This is a genomic window from Achromobacter sp. HZ01, assembly GCF_003267925.1.
Taxonomy (GTDB): Bacteria; Pseudomonadota; Gammaproteobacteria; order Burkholderiales; family Burkholderiaceae_B; genus Achromobacter; species Achromobacter pulmonis_A.
In genome coordinates, this window is sequence record NZ_LWKV01000001.1 from 1125906 (window position 1) to 1147529 (window position 21624).

The window sequence follows — 21624 nt, forward strand, 5'->3', positions numbered from 1 at the left end:
TGCCGGGCAGGGCCTTTATCTATTCATCGCCAGGCGGCCCCGACAGGCAGAGCGCCACCGGCAGGTCGCGCAGCGCTTCGGCCAGCGGCAGGCTGCCGTCGGCCAGCGGCGCGATGCGCCGGCCGTCCAGCGCGTTGCGCCAGCGGGCGGCAGGCAGGCGCAGCACCGTATCGGCCCAGTAGCCTCGCGCGGCGTCGGCGCGGCCGCGCGCATAGTCCGCCAGCGCCAGCGCGCACAGATGCGGCGCGACGATGAGCGCGTCGCCGTCGGCGTGGCGGCGCAACCAGGCCAGCACCTGGCCGGACCGGGGGCCGTGCACGGGCACCGCCTCGCAATCGGCCCCGGCGTACAGCGCGGGCGTGCGCGCGCGCGCCGCCAGCAGCCGCTGGATCAGCGCCAGCTTGACCGCGCCGCTGCGCCAGGCCGCGTCCGACAGATCTGGGGCCGAAGTCGCACGCGCCTGCGCCAGCAGCGCCTCGCGGCGGGCGTAGTCCACCGGGCGGCGGTTGTCGGGATCGACCAGGCTGAAGTCCCACAGCTCCGTGCCCTGATACAGGTCCGGCACGCCCGGCAGCGTATTGCGCAGCAGGGTCTGGACCAGGCTGTTGACCATGCCGGCGGGCGCCAGTCCGGCGGCGAACGCGGCTATCTCTTCGAGCAATCCGCGGCCCGCGGGATCGGCGCGCAGGAAGTCCAGCAAGCCCTGGGCGGCGTCCTCGTAGGCCGGGTCCGGATCGGTCCAGCTGGTGTGCAGCTTGGCTTCGCGCAACGCCTTGGTCTGCCATTGCCCGATGCGCCCGAACCAGTCCGCCAGCGCCGCGTCGTCCGGCATGTCGTCGCCCGCGCCCCAATCGGCCGGCCACGCGCCCACCAGGGTCTGCACCAGCAGATAGCGGTCGGCCAGCGTCGGCGCGTCGTTCGCCGCGGGCAGCGCCTGTATCCAGCGCAGCGCGGTATCGCGCCAGCGCTGCGGCATTTCGCTCAGCGCGGCCAGGCGGGCGCGCGCGTCTTCGCCGCGCTTGTGGTCGTGCGTGGCGGTGGCCAGCATGGCGCGCGGATGCGCCTGGGCGCGCGCCCGCGTGCGCGCCAGGAACTCGGCCGGCGCCAGCGCAAAGCAGTCGGGCGCGGCGCCGACCTCGTTGCGCGACAGCAGCGGTCCGTAACGGTAGAACAGCGTGTCTTCCAGCGCCTTGGCGGCCAACGGCGGAGTCAGTTGCTGGAAGCGGCGCAAGGCCAGCGCGCGGGCCTCGGGGTCCGGCCCCGGCGAGCCGTCCAGCCACCCGTCCAGCAATTCCAGCAAGGCCGCGTCGGCGCCGCCGGCCGGGGCCGGCAGCAGTTGCGCCGCGCGCGCGAAGGCGGCGCGGCATACGCGGCGGTCGGCCTCGCCGCGCCCGCCGTCTTCGGCATAGCTGCGGTAGACGGGAAATGCCGTCAGCACGGCCGACAGCGCGCGGTCGATGGCCTGCGCGCTCCAGTCGCGGGTGCGCAGGTCCTGGCGGGCGATGCGCGCCAGGCAGCGCGCCAGCGCCAGCCGTTCCGACGGAAAGTGGCGCGCCAGCATGCGGCGGCGCGCGGCTTCCAGCTGCTCGCGCGGGGCGCGCACGTCGCCCGTCAGGGCCTGCCAGAATACGCGCAGCGGCGCTTCGGCGTCCGGGGCGTGCAGCAGCGCGCCGACCTGGTCCATGAAGTCGTAGCCGGTGGTGCCGTCCGTCCGCCAGCGCGGGTCCGGGCTTTCTTCGGGGGCCAGGATTTTTTCCACCACCACATAGGGCTCGCCGGCGCGGGCCAGGCGCTGGCCCAGGCGGCGCAGATAGGCCCCCGGCGCGGCCAGCCCGTCGATGTGGTCGATGCGCAGGCCGTCCAGGATGCCCTCGGCGTATAGCCGCAGCACCATCGCGTGGACCGCCTCGAACACCGCTTCGTCCTCGACGCGCACGCCCACCAGTTCGCTGATTTCGAAAAAGCGGCGCCAGTTGATCTGGTCGGGCGCGGTGCGCCACCACGCCAGCCGGTAATGCTGGCGTTCCAGCAGTTCGTGCAGGCGCCGGCGGCCCGCGTCCCGCGCGGGGTCGTACATGTCCTCCAGCGACGCGCCGGACAGGCCGCGCGGAATCGAGGGCGCGGCCACGGGATACAGCGCGCCGGCGGCCTCCAGCGCGGGCGCGCCGCCGTCCGGATCGTGGCGCAGCCGGATCGCGCCGCGCGCCAGCGCCTCGCCATAGGGCTCGGCCAGCACCGGCAGCAGCACCTTGCCGCGCAGCGCGGCGTCCGGCGGGTCCCAGTCGATGTCGAAACAGCGCGCGTGCGCGCTGGCGGCGCCGTGCGCCAGCACGTCGCGCCACCAGCGGTTGTCCGGGTGGGCGGCCATGTGGTTGGGCACGATGTCGGCGATCAGCCCGAGCCCGCGGCCGCGGGCCGCCTGCGCCAGGCGCCGCAGCGCCGGCTCGCCGCCCAGCTCGGGATTGACGCAGCCGTGGTCGATCACGTCATAGCCGTGGGTGGAGCCGGCGCGCGCGCGGGTGATGGGCGACAGGTACAGGTGGCTGACGCCCAGGTCCGCGTAATAGCCCACGCGCGCGCAGGCGTCGTCCAGCGTGAAGCCGGCGTGCAATTGCAGGCGGATGGTGGCGCGTGGGGCGGTCATGGCGGGCCTCGCTCGCGGCCGGCGCGCAGCGCGTCCAGCCGCAGCCGCGCGCCGGACTCTTCGAAGCAGGCGCGGTTGTCCAGCGGCAGGCGCTGGCGCCAGTTCGGATGCTGGTCTATGGTGCCGGGCAGGTTGGGCTGGTCCAGCGCCCCGGCCAGGTCCTCCATCGGCGCCAGCAGCAGCGGGCAGGGCGCGGAAGACACGAAGCGCAGCAGCGCGGGCACGGGCGGCGCGGCGGGCGCCGTGCGCTCGTCGGCGCCAATGGCCTGCGCCAGCAGCGCGCGGTCGGCGGCGCGTTCGCGGCGCAGCGTGTCGGCGCTTTCTCCCGGGCCGAGCAGGCCGAGGCGGGCGCGCCAGTCTATGTCGTGGCCGGCCCACCAGCCGCGCAGCGTGGGCAGGTCGTGCGTGGTCGTCATGGCCGCGGCGGCCGGCGGCCACGCGCTCGCGGGCAGGAACGGGGCGGATTCGCCGGGCCGGCGCATGAACCACAGCACGTCCATGCCCAGCACCCCGTGCGCGGCCAGCGTGTCGTCGAAGCCCGCGGGCACGGTGCCCAGGTTCTCGCCTATCACCAGCGCGCGGTGCCGCCACGCTTCCAGCGCCGTCAGCGCCAGCAGCGTGCCGAGCGGATAGCGCAGATAGGCGCCGCCGCCGGCCGGCGCGCCATCGGGCACCAGCCACAGCCGGGCCATGCCCAGGATATGGTCGATGCGCACGCCGCCGGCGTGCGCCAGGGTGGCGCGCAGCATGTCGATGAAGGCGGCGTAGCCGGAAGCCGCCAGCGCGCGCGGCGAGAATGCGGTCAGGCCCCAGTTCTGCCCCTGCGGGTTATGGATATCGGGCGGTGCGCCGATGGCCATGCGCGGCATCAGGTCGGCCTGGCGCGACCAGGCGTGGCTGCCGTCCGGGCTGTCGCCCACCGCCAGGTCGGCCACCAGGCCGATCCGCATGCCGGCCTCGCGGCCCGCGGCGTGCGCCTGCGCCAGGCTTTCGGCCGCCAGCCATTGCGCGAAACAATGGAAATCCACCTCCTGGGCATGGAGGCGGGCAAAGCGGCGCACGCAGGGCGACTCGGGGTCGCGCCATTGCGCCGGCCATTGCGGCCAGGACGTATCCTCGCCGCCGCGCGCCGCGTGCAGCGCTTCGAACACCGCGTGGTCCCGCAGCGCCTGGCCCTGCGCGGCGCAGAAGCGCGCGTATTGCTGGCGCAGGTCGGTCGCGGCCACCGCCTGGAACTGGCGGTGCAGGGCGCGCAGCAGGCGCTGGCGCCGCGCGCCCGCGTGGGGCCAGTCTATCCAGGGCGCCGCGCCGTATCCGCCGGGTTCCTCGACCTGGGCGCGGCGCAGCGCCGCGGCGCCCAGCACCGCCACCGGATTGGCGTACAGCGTGTTCAGGAACAAGCGGCTGGACGGCGCGTAGGGGCTGCAACGCGCCGGTTGCGCCGCAAACATGGCGTGCACCGGGCTGATGGCCAGCGCGTCGGCGCCCTGGGCGCCGGCCAGCCGCGCCAGTTCGCGCAGCGCGCCGAAGTCGCCGAAGTCGTCCTCCGGCTGCGGCCCGCCCGGGACCGGCGCGCGCCGCAGGCTGTAGACCTGCGCGCACAGGCCCCAGCTGCGCGGACGGGCCTGTCCGGTCAGCGCCGCCATGCCCGGCGCGCGGCGCGGCGCGACCGCCAGCACCGCGTCCTGTCCCGAAGCAAAGGACAACGCGTGATAGCCCGGCTCGTCGGGCGCGGTCAGCAAGGGGCCGGCCGCGCCCTCGATCAAACGGCCGGACTCGCAGCGGATCTGATACGCGCCGCGCGCGTCGCGCGGCAGTTTCAGCGGATCGCCGGCGCGCGCCGCGAGCAGCGGCGGCAGCCGCGCCGCTTCCTCGTCCAGCCGGTCCGCGCTTTCGCGTATGTCTCGGGCGCTGGCCGCGGGCAGGCCCAGGGCGGCCAATAGCGCCCGCAAGGCGTCGGGCGAGACGCGCTGCGGGCGCTGGCGCGCGTCGGTCCAGTGTTCCGCGATGCCGGCCCTGGCGGCCAGCGCCGACAAAGCGTCGTCCGCGCTCATGCCGGCTCCTCCAGCAGCCACACGGTGGTGTCGCCGCAAAGTTCGCCGTGCGCCAGGCCGTCGCGTCCGCCGGCCTGGGATTCGAACAGCAGCGTGGCGTACAGGTCCGCGCCCGGCAGCAGCGCCTGCGGCAGCGGCAGGCGGCGCGGCCCCAGGTTGGCGTAGACCTCCAGCCGCGCGCCGTCGGCCAGCCGCCAGCGCGCGAACACGCCGTGGCGGCCCACGGCGCTGGCGCCCAGGCTGACCGCGCCGGCCAGCCTGGGCGCGATCAGGCGGGCGCGCAGCTGCAGCAGGGCGGTATAGGTCTCCAGCCATTGCCGCGCGTCGTCGCCGGGTTCGGCGTGGCTGGCCAGCCAGGTCGCGGGGTCGTTCGGGTCGGGCAGGCGCCGCGCCGCGTCGGCCCCCGCAAATTGCGCGAAGCGCGCGAACTCGCGCCGCCGGCCGTCGCGCACGGCCTGCGCCAGCGCCGGATCGGCATGGCTGGTGAAATAAAGAAAAGGCGTGCGCGAGCCGTGTTCCTCGCCCATGAAGATCAAGGGAATCTGCGGCGCCAGCAGCTGCAGCGCGACCGCGGCGCGCAGCCGCGCCGGCTCGTCGACCAGGCTGGTCAGGCGTTCGCCGAAGGCGCGGTTGCCGGTCTGGTCGTGGTTTTGCAGGAACAGCACGAAGGCGGTGGGCGGCAGGTCGGCGCTGGGCTCGCCGCGCGGCTCGCCGCCGCGGTAGGGCGAGGGCTGCCCCTGGTAGAGCCAGCCCTCGGACAGGCAGCGCGCCAGCGCCTCGGCCGGGCGATCGGCGTAGTCGGCGTAGTAGCCCTGGGTTTCGCCGGTCAGCAGATGGTGCAGCACGTGGTGCGCGTCGTCGTTCCATTGGGCGTCATAGTCGCCGCAAAGCAGGCTGGCGCGGTTGTCGTCGTTTTCCAGCACCAGATGCACGCGGCGTTCGGCCGGGACGCGGCGGCGCACCTCGGCCGCCAGCTCGTGCAGCCACCGGTGGCCGACGATGGCGTGCACGGCGTCCAGCCGCAGGCCGTCGAAGCGGTACTCGGTCAGCCAGTACACCGCGTTGTCCTTGAAGAACTGGCTGACCGCCGGCTGGCGGAAGTCGATGGCGTCGCCCCAGGGCGTGTGCGCGTCCTTGCGGAAGAAGGGCGCGGCGTAGCGCGCCAGATAGTTGCCGTCCGGCCCGAAGTGGTTGTAGACCACATCCAGCATCACGCCCATGCCCAGGCCGTGAGCGGTGTCGATCAGCCGCTTCAGCTCCTCGGGCGTGCCGTAGGCGGTGTCGGGCGCATAGGGCAGGACGCCGTCATAGCCCCAATTGCGCGGGCCGGGAAAATCGGCGATGGGCATCAGTTCCAGCAGCGTGACGCCCAGCGCGGCCAGCGCGGGCAGGCGCGCCTCCAGCTGCGCGTAGCCGCCTTCCAGGCCGGCGTGCGTTTCGTAAAGCACGCTCTGTTCCCAGGGCAGGCCGCGCCAGTCCGGGTGGCGCCAGGGATAGCCGTCGGGCGCGACCACGATGCTGTCGCCGTGCACGTCGCCGTCCTGCAGGCGCGAGGCCGGATCGGGCATGACGGTATCGGCGTCCAGCCGGTAGTGGTAGCGCGCGCCGGGCGGGCAATCGACGTCCGCCTGCACGAAGCCGTCGGCGCCCGGGCGCAGCGCGATGGGGGCATGGCCTTCGACCTCCAGCGCCAGGCCCGCCGGCGCGGTCGGGGCCCACAGCCGGAAGCGCGTCACGCCGCTGTCGAGCAGCGTGGCGCCGAAACCGCCGCCGGCCGCCGTCATGATGCGTCTCCGTTCAGCTGCGCGGCCGCCAGCAGCACCACGCTGTGCGCCGCCACCGTGACCGCGGCGTCGGCCAGCGGCGCGGCCGGGGCCAACGTGGCCGAATCCAGTTCGCGTATCCAGGCCGCGGCCGGCGCGGGCAGCGTGAACACCGCGGCCTCGTCGCCCGGGTTGAGCAGCAGCAGGGTGAGGTCGACGCCGCCGTCTTCGCGCGAGGCGGCGCGGCGCAGCGCCAGCACGCGCTCCTGTTCGGCGTCCCACGCCGCCTGGTCCAGCGGCGCGCCGGCGGCGTCGAACCAGGCGATGGCGGCCACGCCCGGGCTGGGCTCGCGGGCGGCGTCGCTGTAGCGGGCGGCGCGCACGCTGGGATGGGCGCGGCGCAGCGCGACCAGGCGCGCGACGTAACGCGTCAGTTCGCGCCCCGCGTCGCTCTGCGCCTGGGTCCAGTCCAGCCACGACACCGCGTTGTCCTGGCAGTACGCATTATTGTTGCCGTCCTGGCTGTTGCCGAATTCGTCGCCGGCCAGCAGCATGGGGGTGCCGTCCGACAGCAACACGCAGGCCAGCATGGCGCGCGCCGCCAGCGCCCGGGTTTCCAGGATGGCGGCGTCCTGGGTCGGGCCTTCCTCGCCCCAGTTGCGGCTGTAGTTCTCGCCGTGCCCGTCGTTGCCGTTCTCGCCGTTGGCCTCGTTATGGCTGTTGTCGTAGGACACGATATCGGCCAGCGTGAAGCCGTCGTGCGAGGCCGCGTAGTTGACCGTGGCCCAGGGCCGGCGGTGGCGGCGGTCGAACAGCTCGCGCGAGCCGCAAAGACGGGCGGCGATCTCGCCGCGCATGCCGTCGTCGCCGCGCCAGTAGCGCCGCACGCCGTCGCGGAACTTGTCGTTCCATTCCGCGAAACCGGGCGGGTGGTTGCCGAGCTGGTAGCCGTCCGGGCCCACGTCCCAGGGTTCGGAAATCAGTTTGAGCCGGGCCAGCGCCGGGTCCTGCAGCACGGCGTCGAAGAATCCGGAGCCGGGATCGTAGCCCGTGCCTTCGCGGCCCAGCGTGACGCCCAGGTCGAAGCGGAATCCGTCCACGCCGTAGGAACTGGCCCAGTAGCGCAGCGAGTCGGTCACCATCTGCAGCACGCGCGGGTGCGACAGGTTGACAGTGTTGCCGCAGCCGGTGTCGTTGATGTAGTAGCGCTCGTCGCCCGGCACCAGGCGGTAGTAGCTGGCGTTGTCCAGCCCGCGCCAGGACAGGGTGGGGCCCATTTCGTTGCCTTCGCAGGTGTGGTTGTAGACCACGTCCAGTATCACCTCGATGCCGGCGGCGTGCAGCCGGCGGATGGCCTGGCGCAGTTCGTTCGGGTTGTGCTGCAGGTAGGCCGGCTCGGGCGCGAAGTAGGACAGCGTGCTGTAGCCCCAGTAGTTGCGCAGCCCGCGTTCGGTCAGGAAGCGGTCCTGCAGGAAGGCGTGCACCGGCAGCAGCTCCACCGCGGTCACGCCCAGCCGCTGCAAGTGCTCGATAAAGCGCGGATCGGCCAGCGCGGCGCAGGTGCCGCGCAGCGGCGGGCGCAGGTCTTCGCGCAGCATGGAGGCGCCGCGCACGTGCACTTCATAGATGATGGTGTCCTGCCACGGCGTGGCCGGCGGGCGGCTGTTGCCCCAGATGAAAGGGGCTTCCTCGGGCACGATGGCCTTGGGCATGGCGGGTGCGCTGTCGCGGCGGTCGATGCTGAGGTCGCCGCGCGCGTGGTTCATGCGGTAGCCGAACAGCGCATCGCTCCACCGCAGCGGGCCGGTCAGCTGGCGCGCGTAGGGGTCGAGCAGCAGCTTGTGCGGATTGAAGCGGTGGCCATTGCGCGGATCGTGCGGCCCATGCGCGCGATAACCGTAGACCAGGCCGGGATGGGCGTCGGGCAGATAGCCGTGCCAGACTTCGTCGGTGCATTCCGGCAGGTCGAAGCGGCGCAGTTCCTTGCGCGCCTTGGCGTCGAACAGGCACAGCTCGATGCGCGTGGCGTTGGCCGAGAACACGGCGAAGTTGACGCCCAGTCCGTCGCTGGTCGCGCCCAGCGGGTAGGGCTGGCCGCCCTGGATGCGGGTCAGTTGCGTGGGGTCCATAGCGGTCGGTCCATAGAAGCAGGGGGGTCCTTGGCCATTCAGCCTTCGTGCAGCAGAAACAGCGTGGACAGCGGCGGCAGCGTCAGCGACAGCGCCTGGGGCTGGCCGTGGGCGGGCGTGTCGCCGGTGCTGGCCCCGCCCAGGTTGCCCTGGCCGCTGCCGCCGTAGTCGGCGGCGTCGGTGTTCAGCGCCTCGGCCCAGCGGCCGGCGCGCGGCACGCCGATGCGGTAGCCGTGGCGGGCCACGGGCGTGAAGTTCGACACCGCCAGCAGGTGGCTGCGGCCGTCGCCGCGCACGAAGGCCACCACGCTGTTGTCAGCGTCGTCCAGCACGGCCCAGGCGAAGCCGGCCGGATCGGCGTCGGTGGCGTGCAGCGCCGGCAGCGCCTGGTACAGGCGGTTCAGGTCGGCCACCAGCCGCTGCACGCCGCGGTGGCCGGGCTGGTCGAGCAGATTCCAGTCCAGCGCGGCGTCGTGGTTCCATTCGGCCGGCTGCGCCAGTTCGCCGCCCATGAAAAGCAGCTTCTTGCCCGGATGCGCCCACATGAAGCCCAGGTAGGCGCGCAGGGTCGCCAGGCGCGCGGTCAGGTCGCCGGGCATCTTGGCCAGCAACGATCCCTTGCCGTGCACCACCTCGTCGTGCGAGAGCGGCAGGATGAAGCGCTCGCTATAGGCGTACACCATGCCGAAGGTGATGTCGTGGTGATGGTGCTTGCGGTGCACCGGGTCGTGCGCCAGGTAGCGCAGCGTGTCGTGCATCCAGCCCATGTTCCATTTGTAGTGAAAGCCCAGCCCGCCCTCGGCCACCGGCGCGGTCACGCCGGGCCAGGCGGTGGACTCCTCGGCCACCATGATGGCGTCGGGATGGTCCTGGCGCACGGCGCCGTTGAGGTCCTGCAGGAACTGCACGGCTTCCAGGTTCTCGCGTCCGCCGTAGCGGTTGGGTATCCACTGGCCCGGCTGGCGGCTGTAGTCGCGATACAGCATGGAGGCCACCGCGTCGACCCGCAAGCCGTCCACGTGGAAGCGCCCCAGCCAGTGCAGCGCGCTGGCGATCATGAAGGCCTTCACCTCGGTGCGGCCGAGGTTGTAGACCAGCGTGTGCCAGTCGGGGTGATAGCCTTCGCGCGGGTCTTCGTACTCGTACAGCGCGGAGCCGTCGAAACGCGCCAGCCCGTGCGCGTCATCGGGGAAGTGCGCCGGCACCCAGTCCAGGATCACGCCGACGCCGGCCTGGTGGCAGCGGTCGACGAAGCGCGCGAAGGCCTCGGGCGGGCCGTGGCGGGCGGTGGGCGCGTACATGCCCAGCGGCTGGTAGCCCCACGAGCCGCCGAAGGGATGCTCCATGACCGGCATCAGCTCGATATGGGTAAAGCCCATGGCGCGGGCGTAGGCGGGCAGCTTGTCGGCCAGCTGGTCCCACAGGCAGGCGCCGCCGGCCGGCGCGGCCCAGGACCCCGCATGCACTTCGTAGATCGACAACGGGGCGCCGGGCGACTGGCGCGCGCCGCGCTGCCGCATCCAGTCCTCGTCGTTCCAGGCGTAGGGCGCGGGGTCGTCCACCACGGAGGCGGTGTCCGGCGGCGCCTCGCTGCGCCGCGCATGGGGGTCGGCCTTCAGCCGCTGAAGGCCGCCGGCGTCGGTGATGGCGTATTTGTAGCGCTCGCCGGGCCGCACGCCGGGAATGAAAATCTCCCAGACGCCGGCGCGGTGGCGCAGGCGCATGCCGTGGCGGCGCGCGTCCCAGCCGTTGAAGTCGCCGACCACCGCCACGCGCCGCGCGTTCGGCGCCCATACCGCGCAGCGCAGGCCGGACACGCCGTCGATGTCGACCAGCCGGGCGCCCAGCGCTTCGCCGGCGGCGTGCCAGCTGCCTTGCGCCAGCGCCTCCAGCGTGGCCTCGTCCAGCAGCAGGCCGAAGGCGTAGGGATCGGCGGTGATCTGCTCGGCGTCCGGCCAGCGGATGGCGAGCCGGTACGAGGCGCCGTCGCCGGGGCGGGCGTGATCCACGCGGCCCGCGTACAGCCCTTGCGCCTGTTCGCGCAGCGGCGTGCGCATGCCGTCGCCGTCCAGCGCTTCGACCGCCAGCGCGCCGGGCGCGTAGACCCGCAGCCAGCCTTGCTGCGGCCCCAGGATGGCGAAGGGGTCCTGGCAGCGGCCGGCGGCCAGCGCGGCCAGTTGCGCGGCGTCCACGGCGCCGGTGTCGGTCGGGGCGTCCTGGCTCATGAGGGTTTTCCTTCGGCGTCGATGGCGGCCGACATCAGTTGGCCGCGCGCCAGTTCGGCCAGCGCGCACAGCGGGATCGAGATCCAGTCCGGGCGGTGGGCGGCTTCGTAGCTGACTTCGTAGGCTGCTTTCTCCAGCTGGGCCAGCGCCAGCAGCGAGTCTTCGCGGTCATCGGACGGTATCAGGTCGGAGGGACGGGCCTCGCGGTATCCCTGCAGGAAGGCTTCGGCCGCGCGCAGGCGGAAGCGCGCCAGCAGCGCGTCGCGCAATTCGGCGGCGGCCGCGGCCGGGTCCCCCGGGGTTTCGCCCGCGCCGGCATTGGCGTCGGCCGCGGGGCCGCCCAGGGCGTCGGCGCGCGCCATCGTCGCCGCCGCGTAGTCGAAGGAGCGCAGCATGCCGGCCACGTCGCGGTAGGGCGAGGCCAGCGCGCGCCGCGCCTTCAGGTTGCTGGCCGGTTCGCCCTCGAAGTCGATCAGGTAGGCGTCGGCCTGCGCCACCAGCACCTGGCCCAGGTGGAAGTCGCCGTGGATGCGCAGGTGCAGGGTGCCGGCCTCGGCCTGCGCCATCGCGGCCACGTGTTCGGCCAGCCGGGCATGGTGCTCGAAGAACCATTCGGCGCAGGCGCGCGACGGCGCTTCGAGCTTGTCGTACTGCGCGCGCAGGTCGCGTTCGGCGCGGTCCAGCAGACGCTGGATCTGGCGCGCGCGGGCCTCGGCGTCGGCCTGACTGCAGCGGCGCGGCCGGAAGGCCGGGTCGTCGCAGGGCTGGGCCAGGACGGCGTGCATCTGCGCCAGGCGCTCGCCGATGGTGGCCGCCATCACGGCAAAGCCTTGCAGGCCCTGCTCGAATTCCCCGGGGTCCTGGCCGACCAGCAGCGCGTTGGCCAGCGTGCGCTTGAGCGTGTCCAGCGTCCAGTTCCAGGCGTCGCCCTCATTGATGACGTAGCGGTGGGCGATGGCCAGCGTATGGATCACGCCGTCGGCGTCCTCGCGCTGCACCTCGCCCAGCAGCGCCGGCACGTTGGCGTAGCCGGCGCGGGTCAGGTAGCGGGTCATCTCGGCCTCGGGCGAGCCGCCGGGCTGCACCGCGCGGATCAGCTTCAGGATCAGTTCGCCGCCGACGATGACCGAGCTGTTCGATTGCTCGGCGGTGAGCCAGCGCAGCTCGGCGTCGTCGGGAATCTCGATATCGGCCAGGCCGGACTCGGGCAGGAATCGGATGACGCCCGGCTTGTCGCCGGGCTTGCCGCCGCTGCGTCCGTCCAGTTCCTTGCCGGCCCGCAGCGCCGCGATCACGGCGCGCACGAAGCCCGGCTGCAGGAAGGCGTCGGCCAGCAGCCCGACCTCGGCGCCGCGGCGCACGCGCGCGATGGCGTACTGGATGAAGGCGCTTTCGTCCCAGGACAGCACGAAGGGCGCCTGCGCGCGCAGGCCGCTGACGCCGTCCTCGGGTTCGACCTCGGCCCAGTAGTACTCGCCCTCGGCCGCGCCGAACGGCGTGGCGTAGGCCAGGCGCGCGCGGGCCGGGGGCTGGCTGGCCGGATACCAGCGCTGGCGCGCCAGGTACTGCGGCAGGATTTCGCGCTCCAGCGTCTCGCGCGAGGCGTCGGTCAATGCCGCGCCGCCGCGCGCGCGCAGCACCAGCGTGATCAGCTCGGGCATCTGGGCCGGCGCCGTGGCGTGCCAGTCCGGCGGGGCGGCGTCCACGCTCAGGTCCATCCAGTAAAAGCCGTAGGGCGGCAGCGTCAGCAGATAGGGCAGTTCTCCGATGGCGGGAAAAGGCGTGCCGCCCAGCATCTCGACCGGCACGCGGCCGGAGAATTCCTGCAGCGGCAGCTCGACCGGCTGGGCCGCGTTGGACAGATTGGCCACGCACAGTATGGTGGTGTCCTGCCATTGCCGCAGATAGGCCAGGATCTTGCGGTTGCCGGCGAAGATGAAGCGCAGCGCGCCGCGGCCGAAGGCATGGCTCTGGCGGCGCTGCGCCAGCAGGCGGCGGGTCCAGTTCAGGAGCGAATGCGGGTCGCGCTGCTGCGCCTCGACGTTGACCGCCTCATAGCCGTAGAGCGGCCCCATCAGCACCGGCAGCGGCAGCCGCTCGGGGTCAGCGCGCGAAAATCCGCCGTTGCGGTCCGGCGACCATTGCATGGGGGTGCGCACGCCGTCGCGGTCGCCCAGGTGCACGTTGTCGCCCATGCCGAGTTCGTCGCCGTAGTACAGCACCGGCGTGCCGGGCATGGACAGCAGCAGACTGTTCATCAGTTCCACGCGCCGCCGGTCGCGTTCCAGCAGCGGGGCCAGCCGGCGCCGGATGCCCAGGTTGATGCGGGCGCGCGGCTCGGCCGCGTAGACGTTCCACAGGTAGTCGCGCTCGCGGCTGGTGACCATCTCCAGCGTCAGTTCGTCGTGGTTGCGCAGGAAGATGGCCCACTGGCAGGTGGCGGGGATATCCGGCGTCTGGCGGATGATGTCGGTGATCGGGAAGCGGTCCTCCTGGGCGATGGCCATGTACATGCGCGGCATCAGCGGAAAATGGAAAGACATGTGGCATTCGTCGCCCGCGCCGAAGTACTCCTGCGCGTCTTCCGGCCACTGGTTGGCCTCGGCCAGCAGCAGGGCGTGCGGATATTCGGCGTCGATCACCGCGCGGATCTGCTTGAGCACGGCGTGGGTCTCGGGCAGGTTCTCGTTGTTGGTGCCTTCGCGCTCGACCAGGTAGGGCACCGCGTCCAGCCGCAGCCCGTCCACGCCCATGTCCAGCCAGTAGCGCATGACGGCCAGCACTTCCTTGAGCACCTGCGGATTGTCGTAGTTCAGGTCCGGCTGGTGCGAATAGAAGCGGTGCCAGAAGTACGCGTTGGCCACCGGGTCCCAGGTCCAGTTGGATTTTTCCGTGTCGCAGAAAATGATGCGCGTGTCGGCGTAGGCCTTGTCGTTGTCGGACCAGACATAGAAGTTGCGGGCCGCGGAGCCGGGCTTGGCGGCGCGGGCGCGCTGGAACCAGGGATGCTGGTCCGAAGTGTGGTTGACCACCAGTTCCGTGATCACGCGCAGCCCGCGGGCGTGGGCCGCGCGGATCAGCTTGCGCACGTCGGCCACGGTGCCGTAGTCGGGATGCACGCCGCGGTAGTCGGCGATGTCGTAGCCGTCGTCGCGCCGCGGCGACGGATAGAAGGGCAGCAGCCAGATGGTGTTCACGCCCAGGTTGGCGATGTAGTCCAGCTTCGATATCAGCCCGGGCAGGTCGCCCACCCCGTCGTCGTTGGAGTCGAAGAAGGACTTGACGTGAAGCTGGTAGATGACCGCGTCCTTGTACCAGAGGCCGTCGTCGTGCTGAGGCGGGGTTTCGCTAGTCATGGCAAGAGTAGCCTTTATCCGTGCAGCGACAGGCGCCACACGCGATAGGGTTGGTCGGGAGTCAGCGTCACGGCGCGGATCTTGCCCTGCCAGGACTCCTGCGTTTCGGCCAGCAGGTCCTCGGCGGCGAGCGCGCCCGCGTCGGGCTGGCCGAACAGCCACAGCGGCGCCTCGACGCGCGCGGCCTGCGGCTGGAACGGGTCCAGGCTGATGGCGGCCAGCACCACGTTGCCGTGGCCCGGCGTGCTCTTGTAGAAGGCCAGCACCCGGTCGTTGCCGCTGTCGGCCAGGGTCAGGCCGCGATGGCTTTGCAGCGCCGGGTTGGAGCGCCGGATCTGGTTCAGGCGCGCGATCTCGGCGCGGATATTGCCCGGCGCGTGCCAGTCGCGCTGGCGCAGCTCGTATTTCTCGGAATCCAGGTATTCCTCTTTGCCGGGCAGGGCCGCGCCCTCGCACAATTCGAATCCGCTGTACACGCCCCACAGCCCGGAACCCAGCGCCGCCAGGGCCGCGCGGATCAGGAAGCCGGGCCGGCCCGAGGTCTGCAGGAAATACGGGTTGATGTCGGGCGTGTTGACGAAGAAATGCGGGCGGAAGAAGTCCGCGGCCGGCGGGCTGGACACTTCCTCGAGGTAGGCCGCCAGTTCCGTCTTTTCGTTGCGCCACGTGAAGTAGGTGTACGACTGGGTGAAGCCGATCTTGGCCAGCCGGTACATCATCTTCGGGCGGGTGAAGGCCTCGGACAGGAAGATCACGTCCGGATACTGCGCGTGCACGTCGGCGATCATCCATTGCCAGAACGGCAGCGGCTTGGTGTGCGGATTGTCGACGCGGAAGATGCGCACGCCGTGGCGCACCCAGAACAGCACCACGTCGCGCAGCGCCCGCCACAGCGCGAGCCGGCGCGCGCGCCGCGGCGGCGCGCCGTAGAACGACACGTTGACGATGTCTTCGTACTTCTTGGGCGGGTTCTCGGCGTAGCGCAGCGTGCCGTCGGGGCGCCAGGAGAACCAGTCCGGGTGCTGCGCCAGCCACGGATGGTCCGGCGAGCACTGGATCGCGAAGTCCAGCGCCAGCTCCATGTCCTGCTCGCGCGCGGCCGCCACCAGCCGCAGGAAATCCTCCAGGCTGCCCAGCTGCGGCTCGATCGCGTCGTGCCCGCCCTGGGGCGCGCCGATGGCGTAGGGGCTGCCGACGTCGCCCGGCTCGGCGCGCAGACTGTTGTTGCGGCCCTTGCGGTTGCGCTGGCCGATGGGGTGGATGGGTGGCATGTACAGCACGTCGAAGCCCATGGCGCGCACGTCCGGCAGGCGCGCGATGACGTCGTCGAAGGTGCCGTGGCGGCCCGGATGGGGCGACTGCGAGCGCGGGAACAGCTCGTACCAGCTGGAAAAACCCGCCTGGCAGCGGTCCACCCAGAGCGGATAGGGCGTGGGGCTGACGGTCTCGAACGGCCGATCGTCCAGCGCCCGCATGGCCCGCGCCAGTCCTTCGTCCAGCAGCACGGCGACCGGATCGGCGGCCAGCGGCTGCGCGCCCAGCTGCTCGATCGCGTCGCGCACCGCGTCGGCGTCGGCCGCGGAACCGGCGCGCGCCAGCGCGTCGCGCAAAAGCTGCATGCCTTCCTGCACCTCCAGCCGCAGGTCCAGGCCGGCCCGGTGCTTCAGTTCCAGGTCATGGCGGAAGGTCTGCCAGGCGTCCAGCCAGGCGCTGATGACGAATTCGTGCGCGCCCACGCGGCGCGGCCGGAACACGGCCTCCCAGCGGTCGTTGGGGCCGCGCGCCAGCGGGGTGGCGCGCCAGCGCGTTTCGTCGGCCGCGCGCCAGCGCAGTTCGGCCGCCAGCTGTTCGTGGCCGTCCATGTAGATGTCGGCATGGACGGCGATGCGCTCGTGCGGAATGCATTTGACCGCGAACGCGCCGTCGTCGACCGCCGGGCTGACCCGTTCGACCGCGATGCGCGGATTGCCGCTGCCGTCGGCGCGCGAACGGTGGCGGCGCGACGGCTCGCGCACCGGCAGCGTCGGCTCCAGCAGGAACAGCGCGCAGTCGCCCGGCGGCAGCATGGCGGCCGGCGCGCTGTCCGGCGCGGCCGCGCCCACGGGCGGCGACAGCGGAACGATGTCGGCCGGCGGCAGCATCGGCGCCAGCGCGTCCCAGTCCAGCAGGGCCTGCGCGTCGGTGGAGGGATTGAGCGCCAATGCCGCCGTGGCGCCTTCGGCCGTGCCGCGCAACAGCACGGTGCAGCGGCCGTCGCGCCCGCCGGCCACGCGCAGCGGCCCTTGCAGGCGGGCGTCCGCGAACCACTGGTTCACGGCCTCCACATCGGGGAGTTCGCGTTCGTCGCGGTCGTCCAGCATCAGGCCGTCGGCGCACAGCGCGGCCGACCAGATGGCGCGCCGCCCGCGCGCCGGCGGCGGGGTGTCTGCGGGGTGGGGCGGCGCGGCGATGACCGGGGCCAGCGCGCGCAGCCGCGCGTCTTCTTCGGCCAGCCATTCGGCCTTGAAGTTCCACCACGGCAGCGAGGAAAACAGCCCGTCGAACTCGGCCTCGCGCAGTCCGGCCAACATCGCCGGAGTGAGGCCCGGCGCCCAGGCCAGCAGCTGCAGACCGGCGTGATGCCGCCGCAGTTGAGCGGCCAGCCTGGCCCAGTCCGCGCCGGCCAAGCGTTGCGGCGCGTGGAAGGCCAGGCCGGTGACGCCGTGGCTGGCCCAGCGTTCCAGCCGTTCGGTCCAGGCCGCGAGGAAGCCGGGCGGCAGCGGACCGTCGCGCAGATAGCGCAGCCGGCGTGCCTGCGCGGGCTGGCGCGGATCGCGCGCGGGGTCGCCCGCCGGCGGCAGATACCAGTCGGGGCCGACGGTGGCGGCCACCGCGTCGTGCGTGGAGCGGTCCAGCACCACATCCACGTACAGCGCCAGGCCGTGGTCCGCCAGCTCGGCGGACACGCGCCGATACCACTCGGTGATGGGAACTTCGGTGCCGTCGAGCAGGGCGCGGTCGGCGTCGCGCGGGGCCTGCGTGCCGCCTTCTTCATCCAGCAGCCAGGGCGCCGGCAGCAGCACGGCGTTGAAGCCGCGCTGGCGCAGGCGCTCGTAAAGCCGCGGGCCGAGCGCGGCCGCGGGCTCCCGCTCGCGCGCGCCGCCGCGGGCGTGATAGAGGCGCAGTGGCGACTGGGTGGCGATGGCGGCGGTCGTGGGCGGCACCTGGCGGTCTCCTTACACGGCCGCCGGCACGGCGCCGCCGGCCGGCTGGCGCACGCCCAGCGCGGCCGCGCCCGCGGCGCGGTCGGCGCGCGCCGGCATGGCTTCCAGGGTTTCGGGTTCGGCCAGCGAGCGGTACAGGCTGGCGTACAGGCCGATGGCCGAGCGCCAGCTGAAGTCGGCGCTCATGGCGTTGCGCTGCATGGTGCGCCAGAGCATGGCGTGCTCGCGCAGGGCCATGGCGCGCGCGATCGCCTCGGACATGGCCGCCGGGCTGTCGCCGTCGAACAGCAGGCCGTTGGCCGAGGCCATCGCCGACAGCGGCGCGCGCGGCCCCGGATCTTCGATGGTGTCGGCCATGCCGCCCACGCGCGAGCCGATGGGCAGCGCGCCGTAGCGCATGGCGTACAGCGGCGTCAGGCCGAAGGGCTCGAAACGGCTCGCGTGCAGCAGGATGTCGGCGCCGGCATGCAGGCGGTGCGCGGCCGCCTCGTCATAACCGATATGGGCCGCACAGCGTCCGGGATAGCGCTGCGCCAGCGCCTGCAGCGCCTGTTCCAGACGGTGGTCGCCCTGGCCCAGGATCGCGACCTGCAGGCCGGGATGGCGTTCCAGCGCCTCGGGCACGGCGGCCGCGGCCACGTCGGCCATCTTCTGTTCGGTCAGGCGGCTGCCCATGGCCATCAGCGTGGTCCCGGCGTCCACGTCCAGGCCGAACTCATGCTGCAGCGCGGCCTTGCAGCGCGCCTTGTTGGACAGGTCGCGCGCCGAATAGCGCAGCGCGCCCAGGTGCGGGTCGCGGGCGGGGTTCCACAGAATGTTGTCGATGCCGTTCGGAATCGGCAGCAGGTCGTCGGCGCGGCGGCGCAGCAGTTCGTCCAGGCCGCAGCCGAAGGCCGGCGTCATGATTTCGCGCGCATAGTTGTGGCTGACCGTGGTCACGCGGTCGGCATAGCGGATGCCGGCCTTCAGGAAATTCAGCTGTCCCCAGGCGCCTATGCTTTCGCCGTTGCGGTAGCGTTCGGGAATGCCCAGTTCGGCCGCGCACTCCATCGGGAAGCGGCCCTGGAACGCCAGGTTGTGGATGGTCATGATGCTGCGGGTCGCGTGCAGGCCCTGCGCATGCAACAGCAATGGCACCAGGCCGGCGTGCCAATCGTGCGCATGCACCAGATTGGGGCGCGCGACGCCGGGCAGGCCGCCGGCCACGCGCGCGGCGGCATGGGCCAGCGCCGCGTAGCGCAGCGCGCTGTCGGCGTATTCGACGCCCTGTTCGTCCAGGTAGATGCCGGCGCGGTCGTACAGCCCGTCGTTCTCCAGCAGCAGGAAATCCAGGCCCGACTGCGGGCAGCGGCCGGCCAGCAGGCGCGCATCGCCGCCCGGCAGGTTGTGCAGCGGCGCCACCACGCGGACGCGCTCCAGGCGGGCGCGCACGCCGCGGTAGGCGGGCAGCAGCACCATGAGCGGCGTGCCTGCCTGGGCCAGCGCGCGGGCCATGCCCGTGATGGCGTCCCCGAGGCCGCCCGTTTTGGCCAGGGGAAATGCCTCGCCGGCCACGATCAGGGTTCTAGTCTTCGCCATGCCTGCTCCCGGTGTATCGGGCCGCGCCGGATAAAAAAGTGCGACGCGGCCGCGGAAAACCTGGACAGCCGCAAGCGCCGTGCCCAAATCGCCGCCGCATTGTTTTCTTTTGTATCCGAGCGCCCCGCGGCAGGAATGGGGCTTGCTGCCGCTGGCGTCGTGTCCACGGACCGCGACCATGACAGGAGCTGGGTATGAAAACTGTGTCGGACTTCGTCCTCGAAAGGCTGTCCCAATGGGGCGTCAGAAGGGTGTTCGGGTATCCCGGCGACGGGATAAACGGCCTGATCGGCGCCTTCGGCCGCACGCAGGAACCGCTGGAGTTCGTCCAGGTCCGGCATGAGGAAAGCGCCGCTTTCATGGCCTGCGCGCATGCCAAGTTCACCGGACAGGTGGGCATGTGCATGGCGACCTCGGGGCCGGGCGCGATCCATCTGCTCAACGGCCTGTACGACGCCAAGCTGGATCACCAGCCCGTGGTGGCGCTGGTGGGGCAGCAGGCCCGCAGCGCGCTGGGCGGCGACTACCAGCAGGAAGTCGATCTGGTCAGCCTGTTCAAGGACGTGGCGCACGACTACGTGCAGATGGCCGCCACCGCCGGGCAGGCGCGCCACGTGATCGACCGCGCCATGCGCATCGCGATGGAGCGGCGCGCGGTGACCTGCGTCATTTTTCCAAACGACGTGCAGGATTTGCCGGCAGTGGAGAGCCCGCCGCGCGAACATGGCGCCGTGTACACCGGCATCGGCGTGACTTCGCATGCCGCGGTGCCGAACGAGGCGGCCTTGCGCAATGCGGCCGAGATCCTCAACCGCGGCGAGCGCGTCGCCATGCTGGTGGGCGCGGGCGCGCTGGACGCGGGCGCCGAGGTCCGCCAGGCCGCCGAGCTGCTGGGCGCGGGCGTGGCCAAGGCCTTGCTGGGCAAGGCCGCGGTGCCCGACGACCTGCCTTACGTGACGGGCAGCATCGGCCTGCTGGGCACCCAGCCGAGCTGGGACATGATGAACGAGTGCGACACGCTGCTGATGGTGGGCACCTCGTTTCCCTACGCCGAGTTCCTGCCCGAGGAAGGGCAGGCGCGCGCGGTGCAGATCGACCGCGACGGCCGCAAGCTGAGCCTGCGCTATCCGGTCGAACTGGGCCTGGTGGGCGACAGCCGGCTGACCCTGCAGGCCCTGATGCCGATGCTGGAACGCAAGACGGCGCGCCGCTGGCGCGAACGCATCGAGAAGCAGGTGGCGCGCTGGCGCGACACGGTGCGCGAGCGCGCCATGGTCGACGCCCGTCCGCTCAATCCCCAGCGCCCGTTCCTGGAGCTGTCGCAGCGCCTGCCCGAGCAGTGCATCGTCACCTGCGACTCGGGCTCGGCGGCGAACTGGTACGCGCGCGACCTGGACCTGCGCGAGGGCATGATGGGCTCGCTGTCGGGCGGGCTGGCCACCATGGGCTGCGGCGTGCCTTACGCGGTGGCGGCCAAGCTGGCCTATCCCGAGCGTCCCGTGGTGGCGCTGGTGGGCGACGGCGCCATGCAGATGCTGGGCATCAACGAACTGATCACCATCTCGCACCGCTGGAAGGACTGGGCCGATCCGCGCCTGATCGTCATGGTGCTGAACAACGGCGACCTGAACCTGGTGACCTGGGAGCAGCGCGTGATGGGCGGCGACCCGCGTTTCGCGGACTCGCAATGGCTGCCGGCGTTTTCCTACGCGGACTACGGCCGGCTGCTGGGCCTGGAAGGCATACGGGTCGAGAACCCGCAGGACGTGGGTCCCGCCTGGGACCGCGCGCTGGCCGCCGCCCGGCCCGTGGTGCTGGAGATGGTGACCGATCCCGAGATGCCGCCCTTGCCGCCGCACATCCCGGCCAAGCAGGTCGCCGCCTACGTGCGCGCGCTGCGCAAGGAAGACGCGGCCGCGGGCGGCGCGGCGCTGCGCGCCACGATCAAGCAGTGGTGGGCGGGCTGACGCCGCGCCCGCCGGCTCCGCATATTGCGTTTGCGCACAGTTCAGGAGGCCATCATGGCAGAACCCAAATCGCCCGGTTCCCCCAACAACACCGAAGGCGGCAAGTCCCCGCCGGACCAGAGCCCGGCCGAGCAGCCGGCGCCCGATCCGGGCGGCCGCAAGACCGACAAGAACGGACGCTGGCCGCCGGACAGCCTGCCCAATCCCATGCCGGGCCTGGACCCGCAGCAGACGCCGGGCATAGACCGGCTGGCGGGCACGCCGCTTGCGGAATGCGTGCGCATCCGCGCCGCACAGGGCGGGCGGCGGAGTTTTTCAAGGAGACCCTATGAGCAAGCATGAAGGATTGCGCGGCATATTCCATCCGGCCGACAGTTCGGCGCGCACGGTGCGCGACCTCATCTCCGGAACGGAGGCGCTGTTGCGCAGCACGGCCAGCTACGGCGGGTCCGAAATCGAAGCGGCCCGCGACCGCCTCAAGCAGCAGCTGGAGGCCGCGCGCGAACAGGCCAGCGGCTGGGAGCGCCTCGCCTGGGACCGGGCCCGCCACGCCTCGCACGCGGCCGACGAGTACGTGCACGAGAACGCGTGGAAAAGCATCGCGGCGGCGGTGCTGGTCGGCGTGCTGGCCGGCGTCTGCATGATGTCCGACCACCGCCGCCGTTGAGCGGGCCTCATCCATTTAACCCATTGATGATCGGCGAG

The 21624-nt window shown here is 72.2% G+C and carries 11 protein-coding genes; 3 read left to right on the forward strand and 8 right to left on the reverse strand.

Going from position 1 to position 21624, the window contains the following annotated elements:
- Positions 1-19 precede the first annotated feature (19 nt).
- From treY to glgA, 8 genes are read right to left on the reverse strand one after another with little or no spacing between them, the layout of a single operon-like run.
- Positions 20-2644 carry a malto-oligosyltrehalose synthase gene (gene treY / locus A6B37_RS05320; protein ID WP_111825118.1) on the reverse strand — a complete coding sequence of 875 codons (2625 nt, stop codon included), beginning with the start codon at positions 2642-2644 and terminating at the stop codon, positions 20-22.
- A complete protein-coding gene (gene malQ / locus A6B37_RS05325; protein WP_111825120.1) occupies positions 2641-4698 on the reverse strand; it encodes a 4-alpha-glucanotransferase in 2058 nt (685 codons plus the stop codon). The genes treY and malQ overlap by 4 nt, the downstream gene beginning before the upstream one ends.
- Positions 4695-6482 carry a malto-oligosyltrehalose trehalohydrolase gene (treZ, locus tag A6B37_RS05330; RefSeq protein WP_111825121.1) on the reverse strand — a complete coding sequence of 596 codons (1788 nt, stop codon included), beginning with the start codon at positions 6480-6482 and terminating at the stop codon, positions 4695-4697. The genes malQ and treZ overlap by 4 nt, the downstream gene beginning before the upstream one ends.
- Positions 6479-8590 carry a glycogen debranching protein GlgX gene (glgX, locus tag A6B37_RS05335; protein WP_111825123.1) on the reverse strand — a complete coding sequence of 704 codons (2112 nt, stop codon included), beginning with the start codon at positions 8588-8590 and terminating at the stop codon, positions 6479-6481. Before glgX ends, treZ begins: the two co-directional genes overlap by 4 nt.
- A gap of 38 nt (positions 8591-8628) precedes the next feature.
- Complete coding sequence (glgB, locus tag A6B37_RS05340; RefSeq protein ID WP_111825124.1) at positions 8629-10815, reverse strand: 1,4-alpha-glucan branching protein GlgB; 2187 nt, start codon at positions 10813-10815, stop codon at positions 8629-8631.
- On the reverse strand, positions 10812-14171 hold the full coding sequence (treS, locus tag A6B37_RS05345) for a maltose alpha-D-glucosyltransferase (RefSeq protein ID WP_111825125.1): 3360 nt from the start codon (positions 14169-14171) through the stop codon (positions 10812-10814). The genes glgB and treS overlap by 4 nt, the downstream gene beginning before the upstream one ends.
- 14 nt (positions 14172-14185) lie before the next feature.
- Entirely contained in the window at positions 14186-17374 is a 3189-nt protein-coding gene (locus tag A6B37_RS05350) for an alpha-1,4-glucan--maltose-1-phosphate maltosyltransferase (protein WP_246842372.1), read from the reverse strand.
- Between the two features lie 12 nt (positions 17375-17386).
- Positions 17387-18952, reverse strand: coding sequence for a glycogen synthase GlgA (gene glgA, locus A6B37_RS05355; protein ID WP_111825126.1), 1566 nt, complete (start codon positions 18950-18952; stop codon positions 17387-17389).
- Positions 18953-19146: 194 nt separating this feature from the next.
- Between glgA and A6B37_RS05360 the strand changes: the two genes are divergently transcribed.
- From A6B37_RS05360 to A6B37_RS05370, 3 genes are read left to right on the forward strand one after another with little or no spacing between them, the layout of a single operon-like run.
- Entirely contained in the window at positions 19147-20919 is a 1773-nt protein-coding gene (locus tag A6B37_RS05360) for a thiamine pyrophosphate-requiring protein (protein ID WP_111825127.1), read from the forward strand.
- A 54-nt stretch (positions 20920-20973) separates the two neighbouring features.
- Positions 20974-21261 carry a hypothetical protein gene (locus tag A6B37_RS05365; protein ID WP_246842373.1) on the forward strand — a complete coding sequence of 96 codons (288 nt, stop codon included), beginning with the start codon at positions 20974-20976 and terminating at the stop codon, positions 21259-21261.
- Positions 21248-21586, forward strand: a complete 339-nt coding sequence (locus A6B37_RS05370; protein ID WP_102771198.1) for a DUF883 family protein — start codon at positions 21248-21250, stop codon at positions 21584-21586. Before A6B37_RS05365 ends, A6B37_RS05370 begins: the two co-directional genes overlap by 14 nt.
- Positions 21587-21624 lie beyond the last annotated feature (38 nt).

Bases quoted from the DNA above. Each gene is read 5' to 3' on its own strand.
- malQ (WP_111825120.1), bottom strand. From the start codon at position 4,698: ATGAGCGCGGACGACGCTTTGTCGGCGCTGGCCGCCAGGGCCGGCATC.
- A6B37_RS05365 (WP_246842373.1), top strand. From the start codon at position 20,974: ATGGCAGAACCCAAATCGCCCGGTTCCCCCAACAACACCGAAGGCGGC.
- treS (WP_111825125.1), bottom strand. From the start codon at position 14,171: ATGACTAGCGAAACCCCGCCTCAGCACGACGACGGCCTCTGGTACAAG.
- glgX (WP_111825123.1), bottom strand. From the start codon at position 8,590: ATGGACCCCACGCAACTGACCCGCATCCAGGGCGGCCAGCCCTACCCG.
- treY (WP_111825118.1), bottom strand. From the start codon at position 2,644: ATGACCGCCCCACGCGCCACCATCCGCCTGCAATTGCACGCCGGCTTC.
- treZ (WP_111825121.1), bottom strand. From the start codon at position 6,482: ATGACGGCGGCCGGCGGCGGTTTCGGCGCCACGCTGCTCGACAGCGGC.
- glgA (WP_111825126.1), bottom strand. From the start codon at position 18,952: ATGGCGAAGACTAGAACCCTGATCGTGGCCGGCGAGGCATTTCCCCTG.
- glgB (WP_111825124.1), bottom strand. From the start codon at position 10,815: ATGAGCCAGGACGCCCCGACCGACACCGGCGCCGTGGACGCCGCGCAA.
- A6B37_RS05360 (WP_111825127.1), top strand. From the start codon at position 19,147: ATGAAAACTGTGTCGGACTTCGTCCTCGAAAGGCTGTCCCAATGGGGC.
- A6B37_RS05370 (WP_102771198.1), top strand. From the start codon at position 21,248: ATGAGCAAGCATGAAGGATTGCGCGGCATATTCCATCCGGCCGACAGT.